General features: G+C 55.4%; 17 protein-coding genes. 11 read left to right on the top strand and 6 right to left on the bottom strand.

The window, feature by feature from the left end; genetic code table 11:
• Positions 1–265 precede the first annotated feature (265 nt).
• The 8 genes from E3O45_RS15665 to E3O45_RS15630 all read left to right on the top strand — a co-directional run bounded on the left by E3O45_RS15665 (position 266) and on the right by E3O45_RS15630 (position 9,098).
• Positions 266–673, top strand: a complete 408-nt coding sequence (locus tag E3O45_RS15665) for an FdtA/QdtA family cupin domain-containing protein (RefSeq protein ID WP_134444344.1) — start codon at positions 266–268, stop codon at positions 671–673.
• Positions 670–1,779, top strand: coding sequence for a DegT/DnrJ/EryC1/StrS aminotransferase family protein (locus E3O45_RS15660; protein ID WP_134444342.1), 1,110 nt, complete (start codon positions 670–672; stop codon positions 1,777–1,779). The genes E3O45_RS15665 and E3O45_RS15660 overlap by 4 nt, the downstream gene beginning before the upstream one ends.
• Positions 1,780–2,157: 378 nt before the next feature.
• Positions 2,158–3,225, top strand: coding sequence for a carboxylate--amine ligase (locus tag E3O45_RS15655; protein ID WP_134444341.1), 1,068 nt, complete (start codon positions 2,158–2,160; stop codon positions 3,223–3,225).
• On the top strand, positions 3,222–4,112 hold the full coding sequence (locus tag E3O45_RS15650; protein WP_134444339.1) for an NAD(P)-dependent oxidoreductase: 891 nt from the start codon (positions 3,222–3,224) through the stop codon (positions 4,110–4,112). The genes E3O45_RS15655 and E3O45_RS15650 overlap by 4 nt, the downstream gene beginning before the upstream one ends.
• Complete coding sequence (locus tag E3O45_RS15645) at positions 4,109–4,723, top strand: HAD family hydrolase (protein WP_134444337.1); 615 nt, start codon at positions 4,109–4,111, stop codon at positions 4,721–4,723. The genes E3O45_RS15650 and E3O45_RS15645 overlap by 4 nt, the downstream gene beginning before the upstream one ends.
• 709 nt (positions 4,724–5,432) lie before the next feature.
• Positions 5,433–6,623 (top strand): putative transposase, encoded by a 1,191-nt coding sequence (locus tag E3O45_RS15640; RefSeq protein WP_166789531.1) that lies wholly within the window; start codon positions 5,433–5,435, stop codon positions 6,621–6,623.
• Between the two features lie 250 nt (positions 6,624–6,873).
• Positions 6,874–8,424 (top strand): IS21 family transposase, encoded by a 1,551-nt coding sequence (gene istA / locus E3O45_RS15635; protein ID WP_134444334.1) that lies wholly within the window; start codon positions 6,874–6,876, stop codon positions 8,422–8,424.
• Positions 8,421–9,098 carry an ATP-binding protein gene (locus tag E3O45_RS15630; RefSeq protein ID WP_134444333.1) on the top strand — a complete coding sequence of 226 codons (678 nt, stop codon included), beginning with the start codon at positions 8,421–8,423 and terminating at the stop codon, positions 9,096–9,098. Before istA ends, E3O45_RS15630 begins: the two co-directional genes overlap by 4 nt.
• Positions 9,099–9,652: 554 nt before the next feature.
• On the opposite strand, the gene wecB is transcribed toward E3O45_RS15630, so the two are convergent.
• The 6 genes from wecB to E3O45_RS15600 form a co-directional block, all read right to left on the bottom strand.
• Positions 9,653–10,795: a non-hydrolyzing UDP-N-acetylglucosamine 2-epimerase gene (wecB, locus tag E3O45_RS15625; RefSeq protein ID WP_134444331.1), complete on the bottom strand. Its 1,143-nt coding sequence runs from the start codon at positions 10,793–10,795 to the stop codon at positions 9,653–9,655.
• The gene (locus E3O45_RS15620; RefSeq protein WP_134444330.1) at positions 10,792–11,898 is read right to left on the bottom strand and encodes an NAD-dependent epimerase/dehydratase family protein; all 1,107 of its coding nucleotides are present in this window, start codon (positions 11,896–11,898) and stop codon (positions 10,792–10,794) included. The genes wecB and E3O45_RS15620 overlap by 4 nt, the downstream gene beginning before the upstream one ends.
• The gene (locus E3O45_RS15615; protein ID WP_134444328.1) at positions 11,898–12,944 is read right to left on the bottom strand and encodes a polysaccharide biosynthesis protein; all 1,047 of its coding nucleotides are present in this window, start codon (positions 12,942–12,944) and stop codon (positions 11,898–11,900) included. Before E3O45_RS15615 ends, E3O45_RS15620 begins: the two co-directional genes overlap by 1 nt.
• A 10-nt stretch (positions 12,945–12,954) precedes the next feature.
• A complete protein-coding gene (locus E3O45_RS15610) occupies positions 12,955–14,178 on the bottom strand; it encodes a glycosyltransferase family 4 protein (RefSeq protein WP_134444326.1) in 1,224 nt (407 codons plus the stop codon).
• 532 nt (positions 14,179–14,710) lie between these two features.
• The gene (locus E3O45_RS15605) at positions 14,711–15,889 is read right to left on the bottom strand and encodes a hypothetical protein (protein WP_166789530.1); all 1,179 of its coding nucleotides are present in this window, start codon (positions 15,887–15,889) and stop codon (positions 14,711–14,713) included.
• Positions 15,890–16,088: 199 nt separating this feature from the next.
• A complete protein-coding gene (locus E3O45_RS15600) occupies positions 16,089–17,165 on the bottom strand; it encodes a DegT/DnrJ/EryC1/StrS aminotransferase family protein (protein WP_166789529.1) in 1,077 nt (358 codons plus the stop codon).
• A 356-nt stretch (positions 17,166–17,521) separates the two neighbouring features.
• On the opposite strand from E3O45_RS15600, the gene E3O45_RS15595 reads away from it, so the two are divergent.
• The 3 genes from E3O45_RS15595 (at position 17,522) to E3O45_RS15585 (ending at position 20,525) form a co-directional block, all read left to right on the top strand.
• Entirely contained in the window at positions 17,522–18,892 is a 1,371-nt protein-coding gene (locus E3O45_RS15595; protein WP_134444321.1) for a lipopolysaccharide biosynthesis protein, read from the top strand.
• A gap of 207 nt (positions 18,893–19,099) precedes the next feature.
• Positions 19,100–19,279 carry an IS3 family transposase gene (locus E3O45_RS18460; RefSeq protein WP_134444319.1) on the top strand — a complete coding sequence of 60 codons (180 nt, stop codon included), beginning with the start codon at positions 19,100–19,102 and terminating at the stop codon, positions 19,277–19,279.
• Between the two features lie 289 nt (positions 19,280–19,568).
• On the top strand, positions 19,569–20,525 hold the full coding sequence (locus E3O45_RS15585) for a glycosyltransferase (protein WP_134444317.1): 957 nt from the start codon (positions 19,569–19,571) through the stop codon (positions 20,523–20,525).
• The last annotated feature ends 308 nt before the right edge of the window (positions 20,526–20,833 follow it).

Here is a 20,833-nt window from a genome sequence, read left to right as displayed (position 1 = left end):
CAATTCCCCCATTGGCTACCGCGCCAGCAACACCCAACCCACGCCGAGACATGGACCCGTATTCCGCGGCATCAAGCCGAAATAGGCGTTACTGACTCACGCTCCTAGGGACGCCGACTGGTGCGCGATTGGTCATGACGCCCTAACAATGGTTAGGTGGAGAACCAGCGCGGGCGGCGGCCGGGACCCTCCCGGCGGGGGAGCTTTCTGCTCTTGCGACATGCGGAAACCACGTTCAGTGACTTGAAACAGGGAAAGAGTTCAAATGAATGTCTCCGATTGCAAGATTATCGATCTTCCAAAAATACAAGATCCTCGAGGGAACTTGACATTTATTGAGGGGAATTCTCACGTACCATTCGATATTCAACGCGTTTATTATCTTTACGACGTGCCCGGTGGAGCAGAGCGTGGAGGGCATGCTCACAAGGGCCTGAGCCAATTGATAATCGCCATGTCGGGAAGTTTTGACGTTGTTCTTGATGATGGCACGAAAAAGCGTCGATTCCACTTAAACCGGTCATATCAGGGGTTATACGTCTGTCCAATGATTTGGCGAGAACTAGACAACTTTTCGTCCGGGTCCGTGTGTATGGTGCTAGCCTCAAATAACTATGACGAGGCCGACTATTTTCGTGACTACGACCAGTACATGGAGGCGGTGTCTAAGTGAGCGTAGCTTTTCTGAATCTGAAGGACACGTATCTCGAACTACGTCCTGAGCTAGACGCGGCGGTCAAGCGAACGCTCGAATCCGGCTGGTACGTCCTAGGCGATGAGGTTGCGGCTTTTGAGGATGAGTTCGCGGCATATTGCGAATCCAAGCATTGCGTAGGCGTAGCGAATGGTCTTGATGCGCTTCATTTAGCGTTGGTTGCACTCGGTGTCGGCCCCGGGGATGAGGTAATTGTCCCCTCTAATACGTACATTGCCACGTGGCTTGCGGTCAGTCAGTGCGGTGCCACGCCGGTTCCGGTTGAGCCAGACGTCGACACTTTCAATATCGCGCCAGCACTAATAGAGGCAGCCATTTCTCCAAAAACCAAGGTCATCATTGCAGTTCATCTGTATGGCCAACCGGCTGATTTGGGCCCAATAATCGAGTTGGCACGCCGACACGGCCTGAAGGTCTTAGAAGATGGTGCTCAGGCGCATGGCGCTCGCTATAGGGGAAAGCGTCTGGGTGCGCATGGCGACGTTGTAGCATGGAGTTTTTATCCAGGAAAGAATCTGGGAGCATTTGGCGATGGGGGAGCCATTACGACGGACGACGCTGAACTCGCGTCACGCGTCAGAGTCTTGGGTAATTACGGATCCCGGACCAAGTACGCCAATGAGGTAGCTGGATTTAACAGCCGCTTGGACGAGTTGCAGGCTGCCGTGCTGCGGGTGAAGTTACGCCATCTAGACCGATTCAACGCTTCTCGGAGAATAATCGCGGAAGCTTACCTCAAGGGATTAGCCGATACGGACCTGACTCTTCCAATCGTTTCCTCTTGGGCGGAACCAGTGTGGCATCTCTTTGTCGTTCGCGGCGAAGGACGCGACGCCCTCCAACGCAACTTGGCCTCGGTAGGTATCGAGACGCTCATCCACTATCCAATTCCTCCGCACCTGCAAGGTGCCTACGCGGGAATGGGAATCCAGCCGGGCGCGCTGCCAATTTCAGAGAAGATCCATGATGAGGCATTGAGTCTCCCGATATCTCCAACGATGACAGCAGCCGATGTCTCCGAGGTTGTAAGCCAGGTCCGAAAACTTCGGAGCACGCCTGCTTAATCGCACTGTAGTTTTGATCCACATTGATGCTAGGCAAGACAATTTGCGATCCTCGCGGGCTCGGCTGGTGACGCGGTGATCGAGGAGTTCAAGAATGCGGAGTCCGTCCTGGTGGACTCATAACTCAAGCGTGAGGCTCCCAGGATGAACATTCCCTCAAGTGCGGTGTCGACCAACCGGGGTCGAGCTAGTCGTAGCCCAGTATGGCAAGGTGCGTGTCACGGCCTGACTTTGGCATGACCTATTCTGAGAACGTTTGACGCTTTCCATGACGGAATCCACCGCCATATTGCGGCAGTTGGAATCACCGAAATGCAGCCTGTGAGGGATCGCTCCCACAAATGAGGTTCAGGCCCTCCAACCAACTAGGAGTGAAAAATGTCAAAAATCCTAATCGCAGGCGCGGGCGGGGCCCCTTCCGAGGGAGTAATTAATTCCTTGCTGCGCGGAAAGAGGATTGAGACAGTACTCGGAATGGGCGCAGACCCGAGCGATTTGGCTCTTTCCCGTGCCAGCAAAAAATTTTACGTCCCGTACGCCAATACCCCGGAGTACAAGCCGGCTATTCTCAGCCTTCTGAAAGCAGAACGACCGGACCTGATTCATTTCCAGAATGACTTGGAGATCTACCAGGCATCGCAGTTCCGTGACGAGATCACAGCCACGGGCACAAGAGTATTCATGCCAGACCATGACGTAATCGATACGTGCGTGCATAAGCACAAGTCCTACCTAGCCTTTGAAGCGGCTGGCGTTCCTGTGCCGCGGAACATTTTGATCAACAACGAAGATGACTTGCGCCATGCGTACGAGGAACTTAGCGACACGAACGGCAGGATTTGGCTGCGTGCCTCCTCTATTGGCGGCGGCGGGACGGGCGCGATCCCAACCAGCGATTTCGCTCTGGCCAAGTCATGGATCAATCACTACCAAGGCTGGGGTGAATTCGTCGCAGCTGAAATGCTGACGTCGAAGACCATAACCTGGCTGTCCATCTGGTACGAGGGGGAATTGGTGGTCGCGCAATCGCGGGAGCGGCGCGGGTGGACCCATGGCAACCGGAGCATTTCTGGGGTGACCGGTGTGACCAAGGTCGGGGTCACATGCGAGAATCCGCAGGCAACTGAGATCGCGATAAGCGCCATCAAGGCAGTTTCTGCGAAGCCGCATGGCGTTTTCGGTGTTGACATGGCCTACGACGGGAATGGCGTGCCGAACCCGACCGAAATCAATATCTCGCGTTTCTTCACTACCGTGCTATTCTTCACTGAAGCTGGCCTAAACATGCCCGAAATCTTTAAAGACATCGCTCTATACGGCGAGTTCCCGCAGCTCGAAAAGAAGATCAATCCTTTGCCTTCTGGTTTAGTTTGGTTGAGAGGCATGGACGTCGCCCCGCGACTGATGACAGCAGATAGCATCGACAGCGAGATAGTGTTTCCGTGAAAGTACTAATCACCGGGGCCTCAGGGTTCATTGGCTCGCGATTGCTGGCCGCAGCCTGCGCCACATATGGCAGCGAAAACGTCACGGCGTTCAGCTCGCTCGCCAACGCGGAGTGCTACACAATCGTCTACAACGGAGACGAGCTCCGGATTGACTCTGCGGGGTTGGTAAGGATCAGGGCCGTAGAGGTCGTGATCCATGCTGGGGCATACACTCCCAAGAGCAGTGCAGATGCCAACGTCAGTTTGGGATGCACTGCCAATATCTCTTTTACCCAAAGACTTTTGGAACTGCCTTTCAGTTCGTTGAAGCAGATAATTTATCTCAGCAGCCTGGATGTATACGCCCCTGCCGAGCCGATTACGGAAGAGACATTAACCCTGCCGCCGACGCTGTACGGTCTGTCAAAACTTTACTGCGAGCGGATGGTCGCGCTTTGCGCTGCTGAGCGGAACATCACGCACCAAATCCTTCGTTTAGGGCACGTTTACGGACCGGGCGAGGAGAAGTATGGCAAGTTCCTGCCGAAGGCGATCGCAGATATCCTGGGACACGACAGCGTGGAATTGTGGGGTGACGGCGCTGAATTGCGTAGCTTGATATACATCGATGATGTGGTCGAATCCGTGCTCGCTTCCATCGGCTTGCCAGCAGGCGTCGGGGTCATCAACGTCGTGGGTAGTTGCGCCATTTCAATCCGGCAATTGCTGGACCAGCTAATAGCGGTAAGCGCAAAGAGAGTTGAGCTCGTGGCGATGGAGTTCGACGGCCCGAGGAGGAATTACGTTTTTGACAACACAAAACTTAAGTCATATTTATTGACTCACGAAACCGATCTCAGTTCAGGCTTGAGGGCGGAATATGATCACATGGCCAAGTTGCAATGAACATTGTATTCGACCTTGACGGAACCTTATTGGATTCGAAAGCGCGGCTTTACGAGCTGTTCCAACATTTGGTGCCGTCCTCGCTACTTTCGTACAAGCAATACTGGGAGCTAAAAGGAAACAAATTCACCAACCAGATAATTCTAGCTGAACGATTCGCTTACGATAACGAGGCAACCGCCGCTTTTGTCAAGGACTGGATGCAGTTGATAGAGACGCCAGAATTCCTTGCGCTTGATTCGAATTTCTCTGGCATGCACGACGCGCTTTCACGTCTGCGGGAACAGGCCGATCTGTACGTCTGCACCGCGCGCCAAGATCGCGCGGCTGCGTTAGACCAACTCGAACGACTAGGCCTGCTCGAGTACTTCGGCCAGGTTCTCGTTACAGAGCAGCGTACGACGAAGGAGACTCTAATCGCTTTGCACGTGGAAGGACGCACGGATATGGACTGGATGCTGGGAGACACGGGCAAGGACGTTCAGGCAGGCAAGGCGATGGATATGAATACCTGCGCTGTGCTGAGCGGATTCATGAATGCAAGTAGTCTGCGGGCCTACAAGCCCGACCTGATTCTGGAATCTGCCACCGATTTCCGATTGGATGAATGACAAGCGAGTGCGAAGATTTCACCATTGGCTTAGCCTTGACCGTTCACGGTGAACTCCTAATACAAAAAGGGGCTATCCATTTCAATTGAGCTGCTGCGGGAATTTCGGACAGCGGAATCAGTGATCGCGTCCGGCCCGACTAGGGTCGTCGCAGCGGCATTCCGGAGGGCGTCGGCGATGAGTGAGTGTTGCGGGTGGGGGCCGTTCAATATTGCAGTCGGGGGGCCGCTGGTATTGCCTTGCGTTGCCAGGGTGTCGCGCGGTCGTGGGCCAGTGATCCTCGACCGCGCGACTGGTTTAAATCGTGACCTGGCCGGCGGTGTGTTTTCGCATGTTGTGGCTGCCGGTCTCGACTCAGATGGTGTTGTGTACGATGCGGTCCATGATCGCGTCGGCGTGAANGGTGCCGACCGCTCAGCCGATCTCACAACGCCCCACCCCGGAGCAAAAAAACACTCTAGAGACTCGCCGGGCCGGCTGAACCCATGTTATTCAGCAGCCTCCTAGGAGCGTGGGTCATTAACGGCAAATTTTAAAACGCCGGTCGATTTCCCGGGCCTCAGGGGTCTGGACATGGGCGGTTGGGCCGCGTTGCGGTTTCGCGGATTCATGCGGTTTTTGTTTGATCTACGCTGTTAATTTTGCCCGTTTTGCGATAGAATCATGGTATACAATCACGTGGTTCAATTGGGGGTGGAAGATGGATTCGATGACGACCCAACTTCCCCTCCCGTTCGCTTCGGTATCTAACGCCAAGCACATTGGTGCTGCCGTGGACCTCGTCGAGGACGACGATGGCGGGCAGGTGTTCCTGCACGGCATGTTGGTCTATGTATGGGACGCCGGCGAGCACGCGATGAGACGCTTTGTGGCGGTGAAGTTGCGGGACATGAAAACCGCGAAGATTGCCGAGATCGCTGCGGCGTTCGGGGTCCATGAAGACACCGTGTGGAAGTGGCACCGCACCCTCAATAGCGAGGGTTTCGCGGCGTTGTCCAGCGACAAACCCGGCCCGAAAGGCGGCTCCAAACTCACAGCCCTGGTCATCACCCACATCCAGGATTTGAAGAAGAAGACCGGCCTGTCCAACCGGCGCATCGGCACGCAAGTCGGCGTGTCGGAATTCAGTGTTCGCCGCGCCCTCACCCTGACACCCGCCGCCGATACCGCCGAGAACCCGGCGGCCCTGCCCGCCGCCCTCGAATCGGCAGAACCCGCCGTTTCAGCCGCGGCCGTGCCGGAGGAATTGCCCGTGCTGCCGGCCCCGATGGATCGCACCTCGGAGCGCATGTCAGCATCGTTCGGGGCGCTAACGGAGGTCCCACCGGCATTCGCACCGGCGGCACGCGTCCCGCTCGCAGGCATGTTCTTCGCGCTGCCGGCCTTGGAAACGACCCTGCTGCTGCGCTGCGCGCCCCAGGTCTTCACCGGTCTGTCGAATCGGGTTTACGGGTTGAACACGCTGCTTCTCGAGGGCGTGCTGCGCACCCTGGTTGGGGAACCACGGGCCGAAGGCGCCACCCGGCTCAACCCGACAGCGTTCGGACGGATCTTGGGGATGGACCGGTCCCCGGAGGTGAAAACCATCCGCCGGCAGTATCAAGGACTGGTTGACACCGGCAAGGTCCCCGAGCTGATGAGCTTGATCGCGTTCGAACGGTTCGCCGCTGACAACAACCCGGATACCGGACTGCTCGGCATCGTTTATGTTGACGGGCATACCCGTGCCTATGAGGGCGGGAAGAAAATCGGCCGGCTGCATTCGACCCGGTTGAAGATGCCGGTCCCCGCCACCGAGGAAACCTGGGTATCCGCAGCGAACGGGGACCCGTTATTCATGGTCATGGCGCAGCCCAGCGCCTCCCTCGTCTCCGAGCTCAAANCAAGGTCCCCGAGCTGATGAGCTTGATCGCGTTCGAACGGTTCGCCGCTGACAACAACCCGGATACCGGACTGCTCGGCATCGTTTATGTTGACGGGCATACCCGTGCCTGAATATTGGCTTCGATGGGCACCACCTATGGTGCCGTTGAGCCCCACTGTTCAGCTACGTGACTTGCATCGTTCAGCCCCACTACCGGCGTGGTTGAGCCCCACCTGAAAAGCTCCTCCCACCAGGTGAGCGCCACCTGGTGGAAGGAGTACCGGTAATGGTACGGAAGATCAAAGCGAAGCAGATCCTGCAGCTTCGGAATCAGGGCTTGTCGCGACGGGCGATCGAGTCCGCCCAGGGGATGTCTCGGCACAGCATTCGAGCTGTGCTCGATGCAGCAGAACGGCTCGGGCTCGGCTGGGACGACGTCGCCGAGTTGCCGGAGGCCACGGTGTATTCGACGCTGTTCCCCGGTCGCGGCGTCCACGAGTCAGTCTTCGCGCAGCCGGATTGGGGCCGGGTTCATACCGAGCTCGCGCGGGTCGGGGTGACGTTGAAGCTGTTGCACCAGGAGTATGTCGACCAGGCAGCGATGGCGCAGGCGACGATGAGCTACGACCGGTTCTGCCGGCTCTATGCCGAACATGCCGCTGTCTCCGAGGCGACGTCCCGGGTCGGCCACAAAGCCGGCCGCAGTATCGAGGTCGACTGGTCCGGACCCACAATGCAACTTCTGGATCCAACGACGGGCGAGATGTCGAAGGTGTATCTGTTCGTCGCCTGCCTGCCGTTTAGCCGCTACGCGTTCGTGGAAGCCACCCTCGATATGCGGCAGGAGGCGTGGCTGCGCGCCCACACGGCAATGTTCGCCTTCTTCGGCGGCAGCGTCCCACGCCTGGTCCCGGACAACCTGAAGACCGGAGTCATCTCCCACCCGAAGGAAGGGGAGGTCGTTTTGAACGATGCGTATCGGGAGATGGCGTCGCATTACTCGGCCGCGGTGCTCCCCGGCAGAGTGCGGCACCCGCGCGACAAAAGTAGCACTGAGAACACGGTGGCCCATGTCGCAACCTGGGTCATCGCCGGTTTGAGGAAGGAGACGTTCACCTCGCTGGCGCAGTTGCGTCTGCGAATCCGAGAACAAATGGATGCCTACAACCGGGAGCCCTTCCAGAAACGTGTCGGGTCTCGCCTGAGCGTGTTCACCACCGAGGAGAAGCCGTTGTTGCAGGCGCTGCCGGCGGCGCCGTTTGAGATCAGCACGTGGTCCTATAAACGAAAGGTCAACGCCAACGCCCAGGTGGTCTGGGCCAAGAACTTCTACTCCGTCCCCTTCAGCCACATCGGCGCGCTGGTGGACCTTCGTCTCACCGAGACGATGCTGGAGGTTTATCGGCGCGATGAGCGTCTGGCCAGCCATTTGCTGCTGCCGGCAATGACCAGCAACCAGTATCGGACCAACGATGTGGACTTGCCCGAGGGGCGCAGCTTCCAGGCCTGGGACCGACCCCGGATCGAGGAATGGGCCGCGCGGATCGGGCCGGCAACACTCACCGTGACGGCGAAGATCTTCGAGACCGTTTTCATCGACGAGGCCGGCTTCGACGCCGCGCTGGCTGTGCTGAAGCTCTCGCGCCGGTTCCCGTCGGCCCGGGTCGAGGCCGCCTGCGCACTCGCGCTGCGGGGCCCGGTCCGTTCCCCGCGTTATGCGCATTTGCGGCCGATCCTCGACACCGGGCAAGACAAAACCGGACAAGTTCCCGAACCGGAACCGGACCATGGCGGTTACGTTCGCGGCAGCGCTTACTACGCCGGAGGGAACCGTTGAGCGCGCTGGACGGCGAGACCAAACGCAAACTCCGCGAGATGAACGCCGGCGAGCTCCTGCAGGCCATCGACCTCCAAGACGAAATACTCTCCATCAGCCTGACCTTCGAGGAAAGAGTCCGGCTCGTCGTCGACGACGCCTACTCGACGTTCATGCATTCCAAGGTTGACGGGCTGATCCGGCGAGCGGGACTGCGTTACCCGAACGCGGATCTGCGGCGCATCGACCTCCTCGACGAGCGCGGTCTCAACCGGCAGGTGCTGACCCAGCTCGGGACCTGCTCGTTCGTCACCCGGCAACAAAACGTCGTCTTCCAAGGCTTCACCGGGTCGGGAAAGTCGTATCTGGGATGCGCTCTCGCCAAACGCGCCTGCGAGCATCGCATCCGCGCCCACTCCGTCCGGATGCCCGATCTCGAGGAAGCCTGGGTCGCCGCGCAAGACGCCCCGGGCGGCGCGGGCAAGTTCCTCCGCAAATATGCCGCCTTCACGCTGCTGGTCATCGACGAGTGGCTGCTGGATAAGCCGACGGAATCGATGCGGACGATGCTGCTGGAATTGATGGAGCGCCGTTACGGCGAGACATCATGCCGACCCAGCGTGAAACCGCGGCCGTTCGTGAGCTCTGCACGAGCCTCACCGACACCGAAACCCGCTATCCAGGCACCGACCTGATCATGCACTATGCGATCAAAGACCGGCTTTGAGTTACGCCGGGATATATCGAATCAAGCCGCCCATGTCAGGACCCCCGGAGCTCTGCGCGAGCCTCACCGACACCCAAACGCGCTATCCGGGCACCGACTTCATCTTGCGATACGCCATCAAAGAACGGCTCTGAGTTTCGCCAGATTAAATCGATCTAACGCGTCCATGTCAGGACCCCTGGGCCTGCGTTGTCCAAAAAATATATCGACCTAACGCGTCCATGTCAGGACCCCTGGAACCAGATTCTCCTAACGTCTGCCTCAATTCACCATACGGGCGCACCCTATTGCCGGTTGATAACTATAGAAGCGTCAAATTCTGTGCGGCCGTCAAAGCGCTCCGAAAACACTCTCGGAAAAGTCAGGGGAGCCTCATAAAGGTTGACATTTTCCGCCCCGCCGCCGCAACTCCTAAGAACCTGGCAACAAGAAGACTTGATACAAAACTGGCAAGGATTGAAATCGCTCGTGCGATGAAGGCACTTGCCTTCGTCCTCATGGACGAAGGCAGCGCGAATCGAATCAGGCTATCGGTATCGTCCGGATTCCGCTCCTTGCATGATGCAATCTAGCGGTTGATTGAATAAAACTTACGGCTCGACGGGAGGCATCTTTGATGAGGTACTCAGTCGGGACGGAGGCAGGTCCATCCTGCTCAAACTGCCTAAGGGTAGTCTCGACCGCACCGAGGACATCTCCTATTTCAACGCCCGATGTTATTGTCACCCCAGTATCAATAGCCTCGGGTCGTTCAATAGCGTCACGGAGGGACACTCCCGGGAAGCCCAGTATCGATGATTCCTCACTGACAGTTCCGCTATCAGAAAGCACCAGTTTGGCCGCCTGCTGAAGTCGAACGTAATCGTTGAATCCGAAGGGCGCGTGGAATACAAGTTTCCTCTTGAGCTCGGCAGACTGCCCTTCCAAGCGCTTGCGTGTCCGAGGATGGGTCGAGACTAGAACCGGCAGGTTGTATGTCGCGGCGAGTTTGCCTAGAGACTTTAGTATTGTCTCCAGCCGCGCAGGGTTATCGACGTTCTCCTCACGATGCAGACTCACCAAAAAATAGCCGTGCTCGTCGAGCTTTTGCTGCTGCAGGATCGTGCTCGCGGCTATGCTCGATACATTATTCTCAAGTACCTCGCGCATTGGGGAGCCAGTCAGCAATATGCGAGATGGGTGGATCCCCTCGGCCAAAAGGTTCCGCCGTGCATGTTCCGTATAAACAAGATTGTAGTCAGCCACGTGATCCACGAGGCGTCGGTTCGTCTCCTCAGGAACGTTTTCATCGAAAGACCGATTTCCCGCCTCCATGTGGTAAACCGGTATTTTCATTCTTTTGGCCATTAGCGCCGAAATGCAACTGTTTGTGTCACCTAAAACTAAAAACGCGTCAGGTTTCTCTATTTCCAACACATCTTCTATCGAGGTCAGAATTGAACCCAAAACACTCCCAAGGGAGCTCGTGTCTGCCTCTAAAAAATAATCTGGCTTTCGGAGACCGAGGTCGGCAAAGAATACCTCATTGAGCTCATAATCATAGTTTTGACCAGTGTGGACCAGAATGTGGTCTGCATGCTTATCGAGCCGTTTGATCGTCGCGGCCAGTCGTATAATTTCGGGACGCGTTCCAACTACCGTGAGGACTTTCAGGCGTGAATTCATGCATAAACTTTCTCTGAAATCGTATCGGGAGCTTTGCTATCAAAGATGTCGTTGCACCAAAAGGAGGTATATAACGCACCGGACCCTGTGTTTGTGATCTTGTGAGCCCACATGGTCGGAATATCAACTGCGACCGGTTCATCCCCCGATACTTGAAACTCAACAATATCGTCCGACAAGATCCGGCGCAGTGCGATGGTCGCGGTGCCAGACAAGACGGTAAAACGCTCAATCTTTCGGCGGTGGAAGTGATCGCCACGGCTAATTCCCGGCGCAGTCGTCGAAAAAGAGAATTGGTTTGTGCCACCGTGCGAACGGACTATCTCGAAAAAGGACCCACGCGCATCTGCATGTTTAGTCAAGCGTATGGGGCCAACCGTTGGGAATGTGTACGACCGATAAGTATTAAAGAGATTACGGGTGAAGTCCGATGAGACGTCTGGAATTTCCCCTTGCGCATAGACCTGGGATATTTGCTGTAAGCGGCTAAGAAGGTCTCTAACAGTCAAGTCACTCGTTTCCCGAACGGAAACTTCAACAGGAGTATATCCAAGAAGTTTGTCAGCAGCGTCCTGGGCGTGGAGCAACGTCAACTGTGCATCGTTCTTGATCAAAGGTTGCTCGCCCCGCGCCAACAAGTGACAAAACGTAGCAGTGACGGCATTATAAAAAGGTCTGCCATGTTCACCAAAGAGGTTGGGCAAAAGGATGTCTTGAAACTCTGCACCGGCCGACTCAGCTGCAGCTCGCAGTATCTTGGCAGAAGTTGACTTCGCGAGGCCGTAAACGCTCTCGTTGGTTGACTGAGTGGAATTGGCGAAAACGATGGTTCGGGGCGGAGAGGGACAATGCCGGATGGCTTCAGCTAATTGGTGAGCAAATAGGACGTTTCCGTCAGCCACCTGATCGTCGGAACCACGATTCACTCCGGCTAGATGGACTAGTCGATCCACGCCGGCCATTGCTGTCACTGATCGCGCCGAGTCGTAAGCGACACCAAGGGGAATTACTGCGGCCCCGATGCCCTTCTCTCTCAAAGCCGATTGCACATGAAATCCCAAAAAGCCGTTAGCCCCAGTTAGCGCAACTTTTTCCGATGCCATTAGCGAATACTCATTTCGGCAAGTCCAGCCAGGCGCAGTTCAGCTCGCACCTCGGGAAGCGTCAAGAGGAGATCCTGAATTTCTGGAACGCTCAGAAGAGCGACCGTATGCGAGTCGTAGTCTGAGTACTTAATCTGAGCAACGTTGCCTTGCTCTACATACAAACTGTAGTTCAAGTCTCTATTGTCGGCCTGAATGCGGAAGTAGTCGCCCATATCTTGAGACCGCGAAAGCTCCTCCCTACTTGCAAGCGCCTCGGAGAGCTTCTCCGCGTGACGTGTCCCAATCACTTCCATCTTGGCCGACGATTGGAAAAGTGCGATCACGGCTTGGGCGAGGTCTCCCACCGTGCATGCTTTCGCCTTGCGGATGAAAAGATCGCCCTGGCCTGCATGGTGGAAAGCGTATTCGACTAGGTCGACGGAGTCCGCGAGGGACATCATGAATCTCGTCATATTCGGGTTCGTAACAGAAAGGTCTTTCCCCGCTTTGAGTTGGCTAATGAACAAAGGGATCACCGACCCGCGCGAATACATGACGTTCCCATAGCGCACACACGAGACCGTCGTGACGGCGTCGGGATTGTTGAGGCCGTGAGACTGTGCAACTTTTTCCATCATCGCCTTGCTCATACCCATGGCGTTGACGGGATAGACGGCTTTGTCGGTGCTTAGACAAACAACAGTTTTAACGCCTGCTTGGTCCGCGGCCCGAACGACGTTCTCACTCCCAATCACATTTGTCTTGACGGCCTCCATAGGGAAAAACTCGCAGGAAGGAACCTGCTTCAAAGCCGCCGCGTGAAAGACAAAGTCAACGTCTCTCATCGCTCGTTCTACGCTGAGGAAATCGCGCACGTCACCTACATAAAATCGGAGACGGGAATCCACTATTTCGTGACGCATCAGGTCTTGTTTGGCTTCATCGCGGCTCAGAATACGGACTTGTGAAGCGCCGCGATCCAGTAGTTTTGCTGCAACGATGTGGCCGAAAGACCCCGTACCGCCAGTGACAAGGATGCGCTTACCGTCGTATTTGTTTGTCATTCCTGTGATCTCATTTCGTAATTTCACTAGCGGCCTCAGTCAATATCGTTTCAATGGCATCTACGCCGGCCTGCGCCGACATGGATCGGAGATAAAGCGCCCGGCCGCGGCGTCCGAGTTCAGCCCGAGCCTTATCGGGCATGAAATATGCCGCACGAAAAGCGTCCGCGAGGGCTACAGGATTCTCCGGAGGTGCGGTCAAGCCCACGCCCTCGTCTTGCACAATCGCAGTTACGTCACCGGCAACAGTCGCAATAATTGCGACACCTCTGGCCAAACTCCCCTGAAACTTCGACGGAATGGTGCCGCGAAAAATGGGTATGTCCTTTAATGTTACGAGTTGAAAGTCCGATTCGGCGTAAATAAGATTCATTTCCTTGGGTGGAACTCGGCCACGGAACTCGACGTTCGTAAGTGACTTCTCAGCCGCTTGTTGGCGAAGACTTCTCTCAGCAACACCCGTCCCGACTAAAACCAGCCGGAACCCGACGAGGTCGAGCACGAGGCGGGCAGCTTCAAGCACCGTTTCGAGGTCTTGCAAGTCGCCGAGATTGCCGGCATAGGTTACGCACACTCCCCCCGTCGGACGGATCACGCGTGTAGCGGTAGTCAAGTCATCGGAATCTTCCGCCCAATTATAGACCGTGTGGAGCTTTTTCTCGTCCACTCCTCGATCAGCCAATAAGTCGCGCATCGTGGGCGCAATTGGAATAACTGCCGATGATTGTTTGTAGACAGCAGATAAAAAAGGCGCGAGGATGGCACTCATAACTCGACCGAGAACGCTCGATTTAATGAGCGACGAATCAGTAATCGATTCAGGCCATAAATCCTGAACGTGGAGCACAAATGGTATGCGCAGCGTTCGACGCCAGAAATGCGGAGCGATAGCGGCAGTCATCTGTGTCGCATAAACGTATACGACGTCAACGTTACGGGCGAAGCCACTAGCTAGAAGAGTGCTGAGTGCGAACGAAAGATAATTGGCGATCCTCGCGAGGCTGTTCTGAGAGTGATTGATGATCAATGGAACGCGCCGGATAAGCACACGCCCGTGCGACTCCGTGTGGTGCCAAGATTGTTTGAAACCTGCGTACAACTTGCCGTGCGGATAGCTGGGAAAACCCGTGAGGACTCTCACTTCATGTCCACGCTCGGATAGCTGTTGGGCGAGGGTGGACTGTATCACGGCAAATTCCGGAGGATAATACTGAGTAACGATAAGAATTTTCACTTAATGATCCATTTGCCTTCATCGTAAATATTTAGAAGGTCGAATTGAGATATTGACTCAGTGGTCAAGTCGGTCACTTTAAATTAACCTTCGTTACTAGTTTCAACATTGGCGCGAAACTCTGTTAGCCGACGCACGTGGACAATGCGCCAGCCCAATACGTGTCCCGCAATACAATTCCTCTACGGGTTATCACTGACGTGCACGCGCCTGGGGTCCTGACAAGGGCGTCTTGGGTCGATATATGTTGGGAGAACTTTTTGCTAGCTATTCCAGGATGGATCCACGGCCACGCCAATGGGTGTGGCAATCCGACTTATCGAAACCGTACGTGTGTGTAAATTGATTCTCTCGCCGATTGGCTGCAACTGACAGCTCCCAACCAACAAAAGCTGCATGAATCCGGCAAAACAGAACACTACTCCTCCTTCCGTGTCCAGAGCCGTGAGCCCACGCCCGATACGGCATAGTAAAAAGTACGAACAATAGTCCTATTTTCAGACGGCACTATTGCCCCTGATTTAGCTCGGCGTTAACAGCCATGAGTCAATGCACCTTTGCTGAAGGATCGTGACCTCCGACTGACCATGCGAGTTACGCGAGATTCCTCCGTTTCGGGTTTGGCGTACGCGAGGTACATGCAAAGGAAGAAAATCGACGCGCCGGATGGCTGATAAACGGTGCCGTTAGCGAATAACGAGTTAAAGAGAAAGACAGCGTATGTAGCAGCCACGCCGTAGAACAGAACTGTGCCATCAGCACGCGCTTTGCTCCACAGCCGGAACATGATGCTAAGCATCACTACTATTAGGACGCCACCGCCTAGAAAGCCGAACACAGTTACCAACTCCGCGAATTGGTTGTGCGCCATCGGCGCAAGGACCGCTTTCTCTGGAACCAAAGCTGTGCTGGCCATTCCGAATCCGCCACCGAGCAGATATACGAATGGACTAGTCAAGTCGCTTAACGCTTCGAAGTTCGCCATCGGCAGCACGGTCAAGCGGCTGATCATGCTCTCGTCGGCAGCGGAGTCGTAGTTAATGATCCCGCTCGTACTTGCGTCAAGTCCGAAACTAATCAACGTCGCCTGAATCCGCTGTTCAAACTCCGGCACGATGACAACTAGTGCAACCATCCCCAAAGCTGCTGTTGAAAGCGCAAGGGCAGCCTTCCCGAGATTCCTGCGGTATACCCAGATTATCATTACGATAGCTATTGCGATATTCGCAACGGCCGCCTTGTTCAGGGAAACGATTGGGCCAACTGCGATGATAATCATCACGGGCACCGTCCATTTCCCGGGTAACGTGCTGGCGAGTATCAAGTACAGCCCGACCGAAACGCCGATCGCGGTCAGGCTTCCTGCCAGCGATCCAAAACGCTCGAAACCCGCTCGTTCAGATGACGCTACGAACCAGTCGATCGGGCCGATGAGGAACTGAATCGGAAGTGAAAGACTGACTGCTGCAAAAAATAAGACGAATGTTTGCAAATGATGTTCTATATCCGTGCGATTTCTTGTATATGCGGCGAATGCGAGATAGATCGGTGCCGCGAATAAGAATCGGGCCAGGCCATACGCTGCGGACGCCGGGGCCGATACAAAGGACGTGACTAGAAACCCGAGGACTGCGATCGCAGCCCAGACATAGAAAGCGCCGTGGCGCCCTCTTGCTGTGCGGATATGAACGATGTAGTCAACGGTCACCATTATTACTATAGGTAAGTACATGGCCATGTAGAGGCCCAACGAGAGGTTTCGCAGAACGTGGAGGTTTACCACCACGAAAACTATGGTGAACTTTGCCCAGTTGAGCCGGTCGATCCGCGCAATTGACGACTTCATAGGGCTCCCAACGGCTGGGTACTACGGTCCGACGTCGGTGCCATTGTTAGGCGCCTGCTCGGAGTCACGCCAGTGTCCCGATTGCATCACAGACCGTGAGAATCTTTTCTTCCATTAGCTCGGGGAAGCATGGCAAGGAGAACACTTCGCGAAAAGCCAGTATTGTTATAGGCAACGAAACGGCGCTCGATCCAAATCCTGGCTGCCAATGATATGGAACAGGCAAATAGACATCAGTCATGTCGTTGGCCTGCCGCAAAGCCTGCTGCGCCCTCTCTCGATTGGCGGACCGTGCAACCGCGAGATGCGCAACGTGAGAATCCGTATCCGCTGGCATTAGCGTGATGGATGTGCCGACTGCGGCAGCGGCATAACGACCCACGATTTCGTACCGTCTCTCATCGAATGAGTCCAGCAGGGGTAATCGCACTGTCAACAATGCAGCCTGGTGCGCGTCGAGCTGGGAGTTCAGGCCCCCCGGCAGTTCTACGCTGCATTTTGAGTCCCCGCCATTTTGGCTCAACTGCCGGACCTTGCTCGTAAGTTCAGCGTCAGTTGTGACGACGGCACCGCCATCACCGATTGCGCCTAGGTTTTTGGTCAGGTAGAAGCTGATCGCTGCGAAATCCCCGACGGAACCGGCGAAACGACTCTCGCGCCGAGCGCCAATAGATTCGGCGCAATCCTCCACAACTTGAATGCCTCGTTCATCGCATTGTTCAACTATTTCTTGAATGTCGGTGAAATTACCGTAAAGATGTGTCACAAGGACGACTCCTACGTCGTCGATCAAGCCAGCGTCGATAGTCTCTGCGCTCATGCACAACGAACCCTTCTCGACGTCCACAAATACTGTGTTGAAGTCTGCGCGCTTTGCTGCGGTCGACGTGTAACCTCCAGCATTCGCCGCTGTCAGAACCAAGTTGCGGCCTTGCGGCCCTGCGGCCTTGGATGAGAGTTTCAACGCGTCGATTCCTGATACGACTCCGATCGATTTGCTAACTCCCAGGTAGCTGGCGAGTTCTGCCGCAAACGCAGCATGATTGAAGCCCTTTTCAACAAAACCAGAATCCAGCACGCTCTTTAGCGCGCTTTTGAAGTGGAAACGGTCCCACTCGATACCTCGCGAGAGGTCATTCATGGGCACTGTGCGCATAGAGGATGTGTCAGTCATATCTGGTAAACCCCGGGCGAAGAATAATCGGGCAAAATCAAACGGGCGGTCAGTCCAAACCTACCGGGCATTCAGACCTACCGTGTACACCAGCGGTGCTTGATACACGGGTCTGTTCCCAACGGTCGAACGCGAATAATCTTCTGGCCCTCGATCAGTGATCCACACGGTCGAAATCTGCGTCACCACCACCGACTCGTAGCGCACGGTCAAAATTTCAGGCGATCGCAAGCAGACTAAAGTGAGACCGTCGGCTACGCGAACTGGCGCGTTGGCTTTTATGTGCCCCTTCTGGGTATCGGGATCCAAAATGCGGAGGAACTATGGGGCGGATTCGCTCGCTTGTGGGCTCCAGCTCAGCCGTTGCATTTGCACGTATCTTCTCGCTTGCTTGCGCTGCAATTCAGCTGCCGCTTCTCACCCGGCTGCTTAGCCCCGCGGAATACGCCGCGCTTGCGGTCGCAATCACGATAGCGACATACTTCAGCCTGCTTACCGCTGAGTCGGTGATTCTGGGATTTGAGCGGTATCCCGGAGGCGCTTCAAGCAGATCGAACTACCAATACTCGATGGGGAGGACGCTAACCTACACGGCAGTTGGCGGGCTTTTGATTGCCGCGTCAGCTTATCCGTTGGGTCTCACTGAAGAGGCCGTGGCATTTGTGGGCTGGGGAATCGGGATCGCTGTAAATCGCCTAGTATCACTCGCCTGGCTGATGTGGGAAAAGCCATGGCCGTACGCTTGGAACCTCGTTGCAGGAACAGGGACAAGGACTGCGGTTCTGATCTTGTTGATTGTCACCGGCTGGGATCCGTTGGTCAGCCTTGGTATGGCAGGTGCAGCGTCGGCAATCGCGGCCCTACTCCTCAGTCCGAAAAGCAGAACACGATTTCGTCATGAATCTGGCCATCACCCCTGGACAATGAGGTTTGGGGTTGGCCTGGCCATTGCCTCCACATCGTACGCGATACTCGGGAATGGCAATCTTCTGATTCTTGCCGCATTCGTACCCGCCAGCGTCGTGGGAAGCTATGCAGCCATGATGCAAGTGGCCGCATTAACATCTGCCGCAGTTCTTGGAGTTGTCCTAGCGGTTGCCTACCCGCCCCTCCGGCGAGCGTGGGATAATGGGCAGCATGCCACAGTGCAAGGCAAGCTGTCCACCCTGCAGTTGACCTGCGTATCAATCGCGACAGCGGCAGTCTTCGTATGCTATCTGGGTGACCAGTACCTATTGAGGCTCGTTCTCCCTGCCGACTACATCGATCCGACGGTTCTCGCCCCGCTCGTACTTTCCACTGCCCTCGCCACAATGGGCGGAATGGCAAGCTGGCACCACCAACTTGAGTTTCGTGCCGGACGGGTCGCTCTCAGAACAGTCACAGTTGCGGCAACAGGAACCCTGATCACTGTTGGACTGTCCGCGCTCTTCGCGGGACAAGGGGCAGCAGCTGGTTCGCTTGTGGGATACCTGGTGTATCTAGTGGTCATGCAGGCAGGCACGGGGCTTCCGCTACGGCCCATTCTTGTCGCTGGTTTCGCCGTTGTGGTGACGTGCGTTCCACCCTTTCTTTCTGATAGCTCCAGTAATTGGGTGTCGGCCTCCGCGTTCGTGGTTGCATGCGGCACCTTCGTTTGGGCGGTCAGGAGGCTGTTGCGCTCCAACCAACATGTGACGCCTGGGCGCGCTTGAGCGGGGTTTCACGCCGCTTACGAGAAACGTTCCCTCGCGGTGTCGTCGAACCTGCATTTCAGTAGGCCGCATATGTTCACGTTGACGTATGCGAGAGGATGCAGTCCTACGATTTAGGTGAGATAAGAATTCCTCCAAAGCGTCGTCCGTGTCAGGTAGTCAGGCGCGATTTGGATATGGTCATCTCACCGAAATCGTAAGGGTGACATGAAGACGGAGATGTATTTCCAAAGTAATTTCGAGAATCACCTTGCCGCGCACACCGCGGTGATGGAATATATAGAATCTTGGTACAACCGGCGCAGGCCTCACTTGCACAATGGAGAGCTAGGGTCTGTTGCCGCGTTGGCCGCACACCGCGACATCCGTCAAACGGCAGCCGCGTAGAAGAAAAACACATCAGATTGTCTCAAAAACTCGACGGGCACAATTGACGTTGATGACAGTACTGATGTCGCGCGTTACACTCATGGCAGACTCCGATGGGTTCGGCGGAAAGATAACGGCCAACTAACCGCTGATACAGTTCATACACCCAAACGGTACAGTCTTCTAGGATCCATCCGCACCTACCGGAGCTCCACAACACAGCCACACCGAAACACGACTCAGCGGGCGGGGGCGAAGCCCCGTTAGGAATAGATCATTAACTCCAACCGCACCAATTAGCTCAAGAATGAACCGGAGGAGTACCTTGAAACCCCCCATAGTGAGCATCTTAGTTATCACGTATAACCAGAAAGACCTCATGAGTGAGACACTCGCTTCGTGCCTCAATCAAACGATTGACGACTACGAGATTGTAGTCTCGGACGACGGATCTACGGACGGTACTCAACACGTCCTCGAATCGATTCAAAGACTGCATCCAGAAAAGATTCGGCTAGTGCTAAATCCCGTCAATCAAGGTATTACAGCTAATTGCAATGCTGGGCTCGCTGCCTGTAACGGACGTTATGTCGCATTGATGGGCGGCGATGACTTATTGTTGCCGCGGAAGCTTGAAAGGCAACTGAGCGCGTTCTTGGAAAATCCGCGGCTTGTTCTGAGCTATCACCCGTGCCACGTAATGCGCAACGGGACCATTGCTGAATTAGTCGGGGGCCGCGCAAAAGACATCGTAAAGAATCAAATTGACATGATCGGAAATTTCGGGGCTCAGCTGCCTGGTCCCGCAACGATGGTGCGGGCCGACGCCATACCGCATGACGGATTTAACTCTGAGATTCGAACTGCCAGTGACTGGATGTACTTCATCGACGTAACCTCACAAGGGGACGTAGAGCGAATAGACGAACCGCTCGCTATTTATCGACAGCAGGGCGGCAATGTTGGACATCGATACTTTTCGTATAGCGATGATTTCCTGAAGACGTTGGAGATCACAAGCCGAAAGTATGGAAATCGACCAGGCGTTCAAGAGGCAGTCCGACGAGGCGGGAAAAGATTCGTGCTGGGAATTGTGTACAGGGCTGTGGAGCACGGAGAATTGTGTCTGGCTCGTGTCTATGCAAAGCAACTGACAGCCTTCTCTTCAAAGCACCTCAGTCGTGCCGTTACGCTCGCTACTTGGATTCCCGGGGTTACACCGGTCTTCAGACGATCCAAATCCCTCCTGAAGCGATTCATCTAAGCCTGAATCCGCCGGTTGACCTTGAGGTTTTGACGGCGCGTTAAACCGAGAATGCCTCTCTGACCAGCTAAAATAGTTGTTATCTAGACAAGCTATTCAATGCTCAGGGAGACATCTCGTAGATGCAACTTTCTCACACTCACCGGTCCTTATCTGCATCGTTTGACGACCCCAACCTCGTGTCGTCAGCCGGACTGGTCCCAGGGGTCTGGACATGGGCGGTGGGGCCGTGTTCCGATTCCCCGGATTCATGCGGTTTTTGTTTGCTCTGAGCTTTTAATTTTGCCCACTTTACGTTAGAATTAAAT

The organism is Cryobacterium sp. TMS1-20-1 (genome assembly GCF_004402355.1).
GTDB classification, from domain to species: Bacteria; Actinomycetota; Actinomycetes; order Actinomycetales; family Microbacteriaceae; genus Cryobacterium; species Cryobacterium levicorallinum.
The sequence above is the reverse complement of the archived record's forward strand: the minus strand, read 5'-3'. Positions and strand labels throughout refer to the sequence as shown.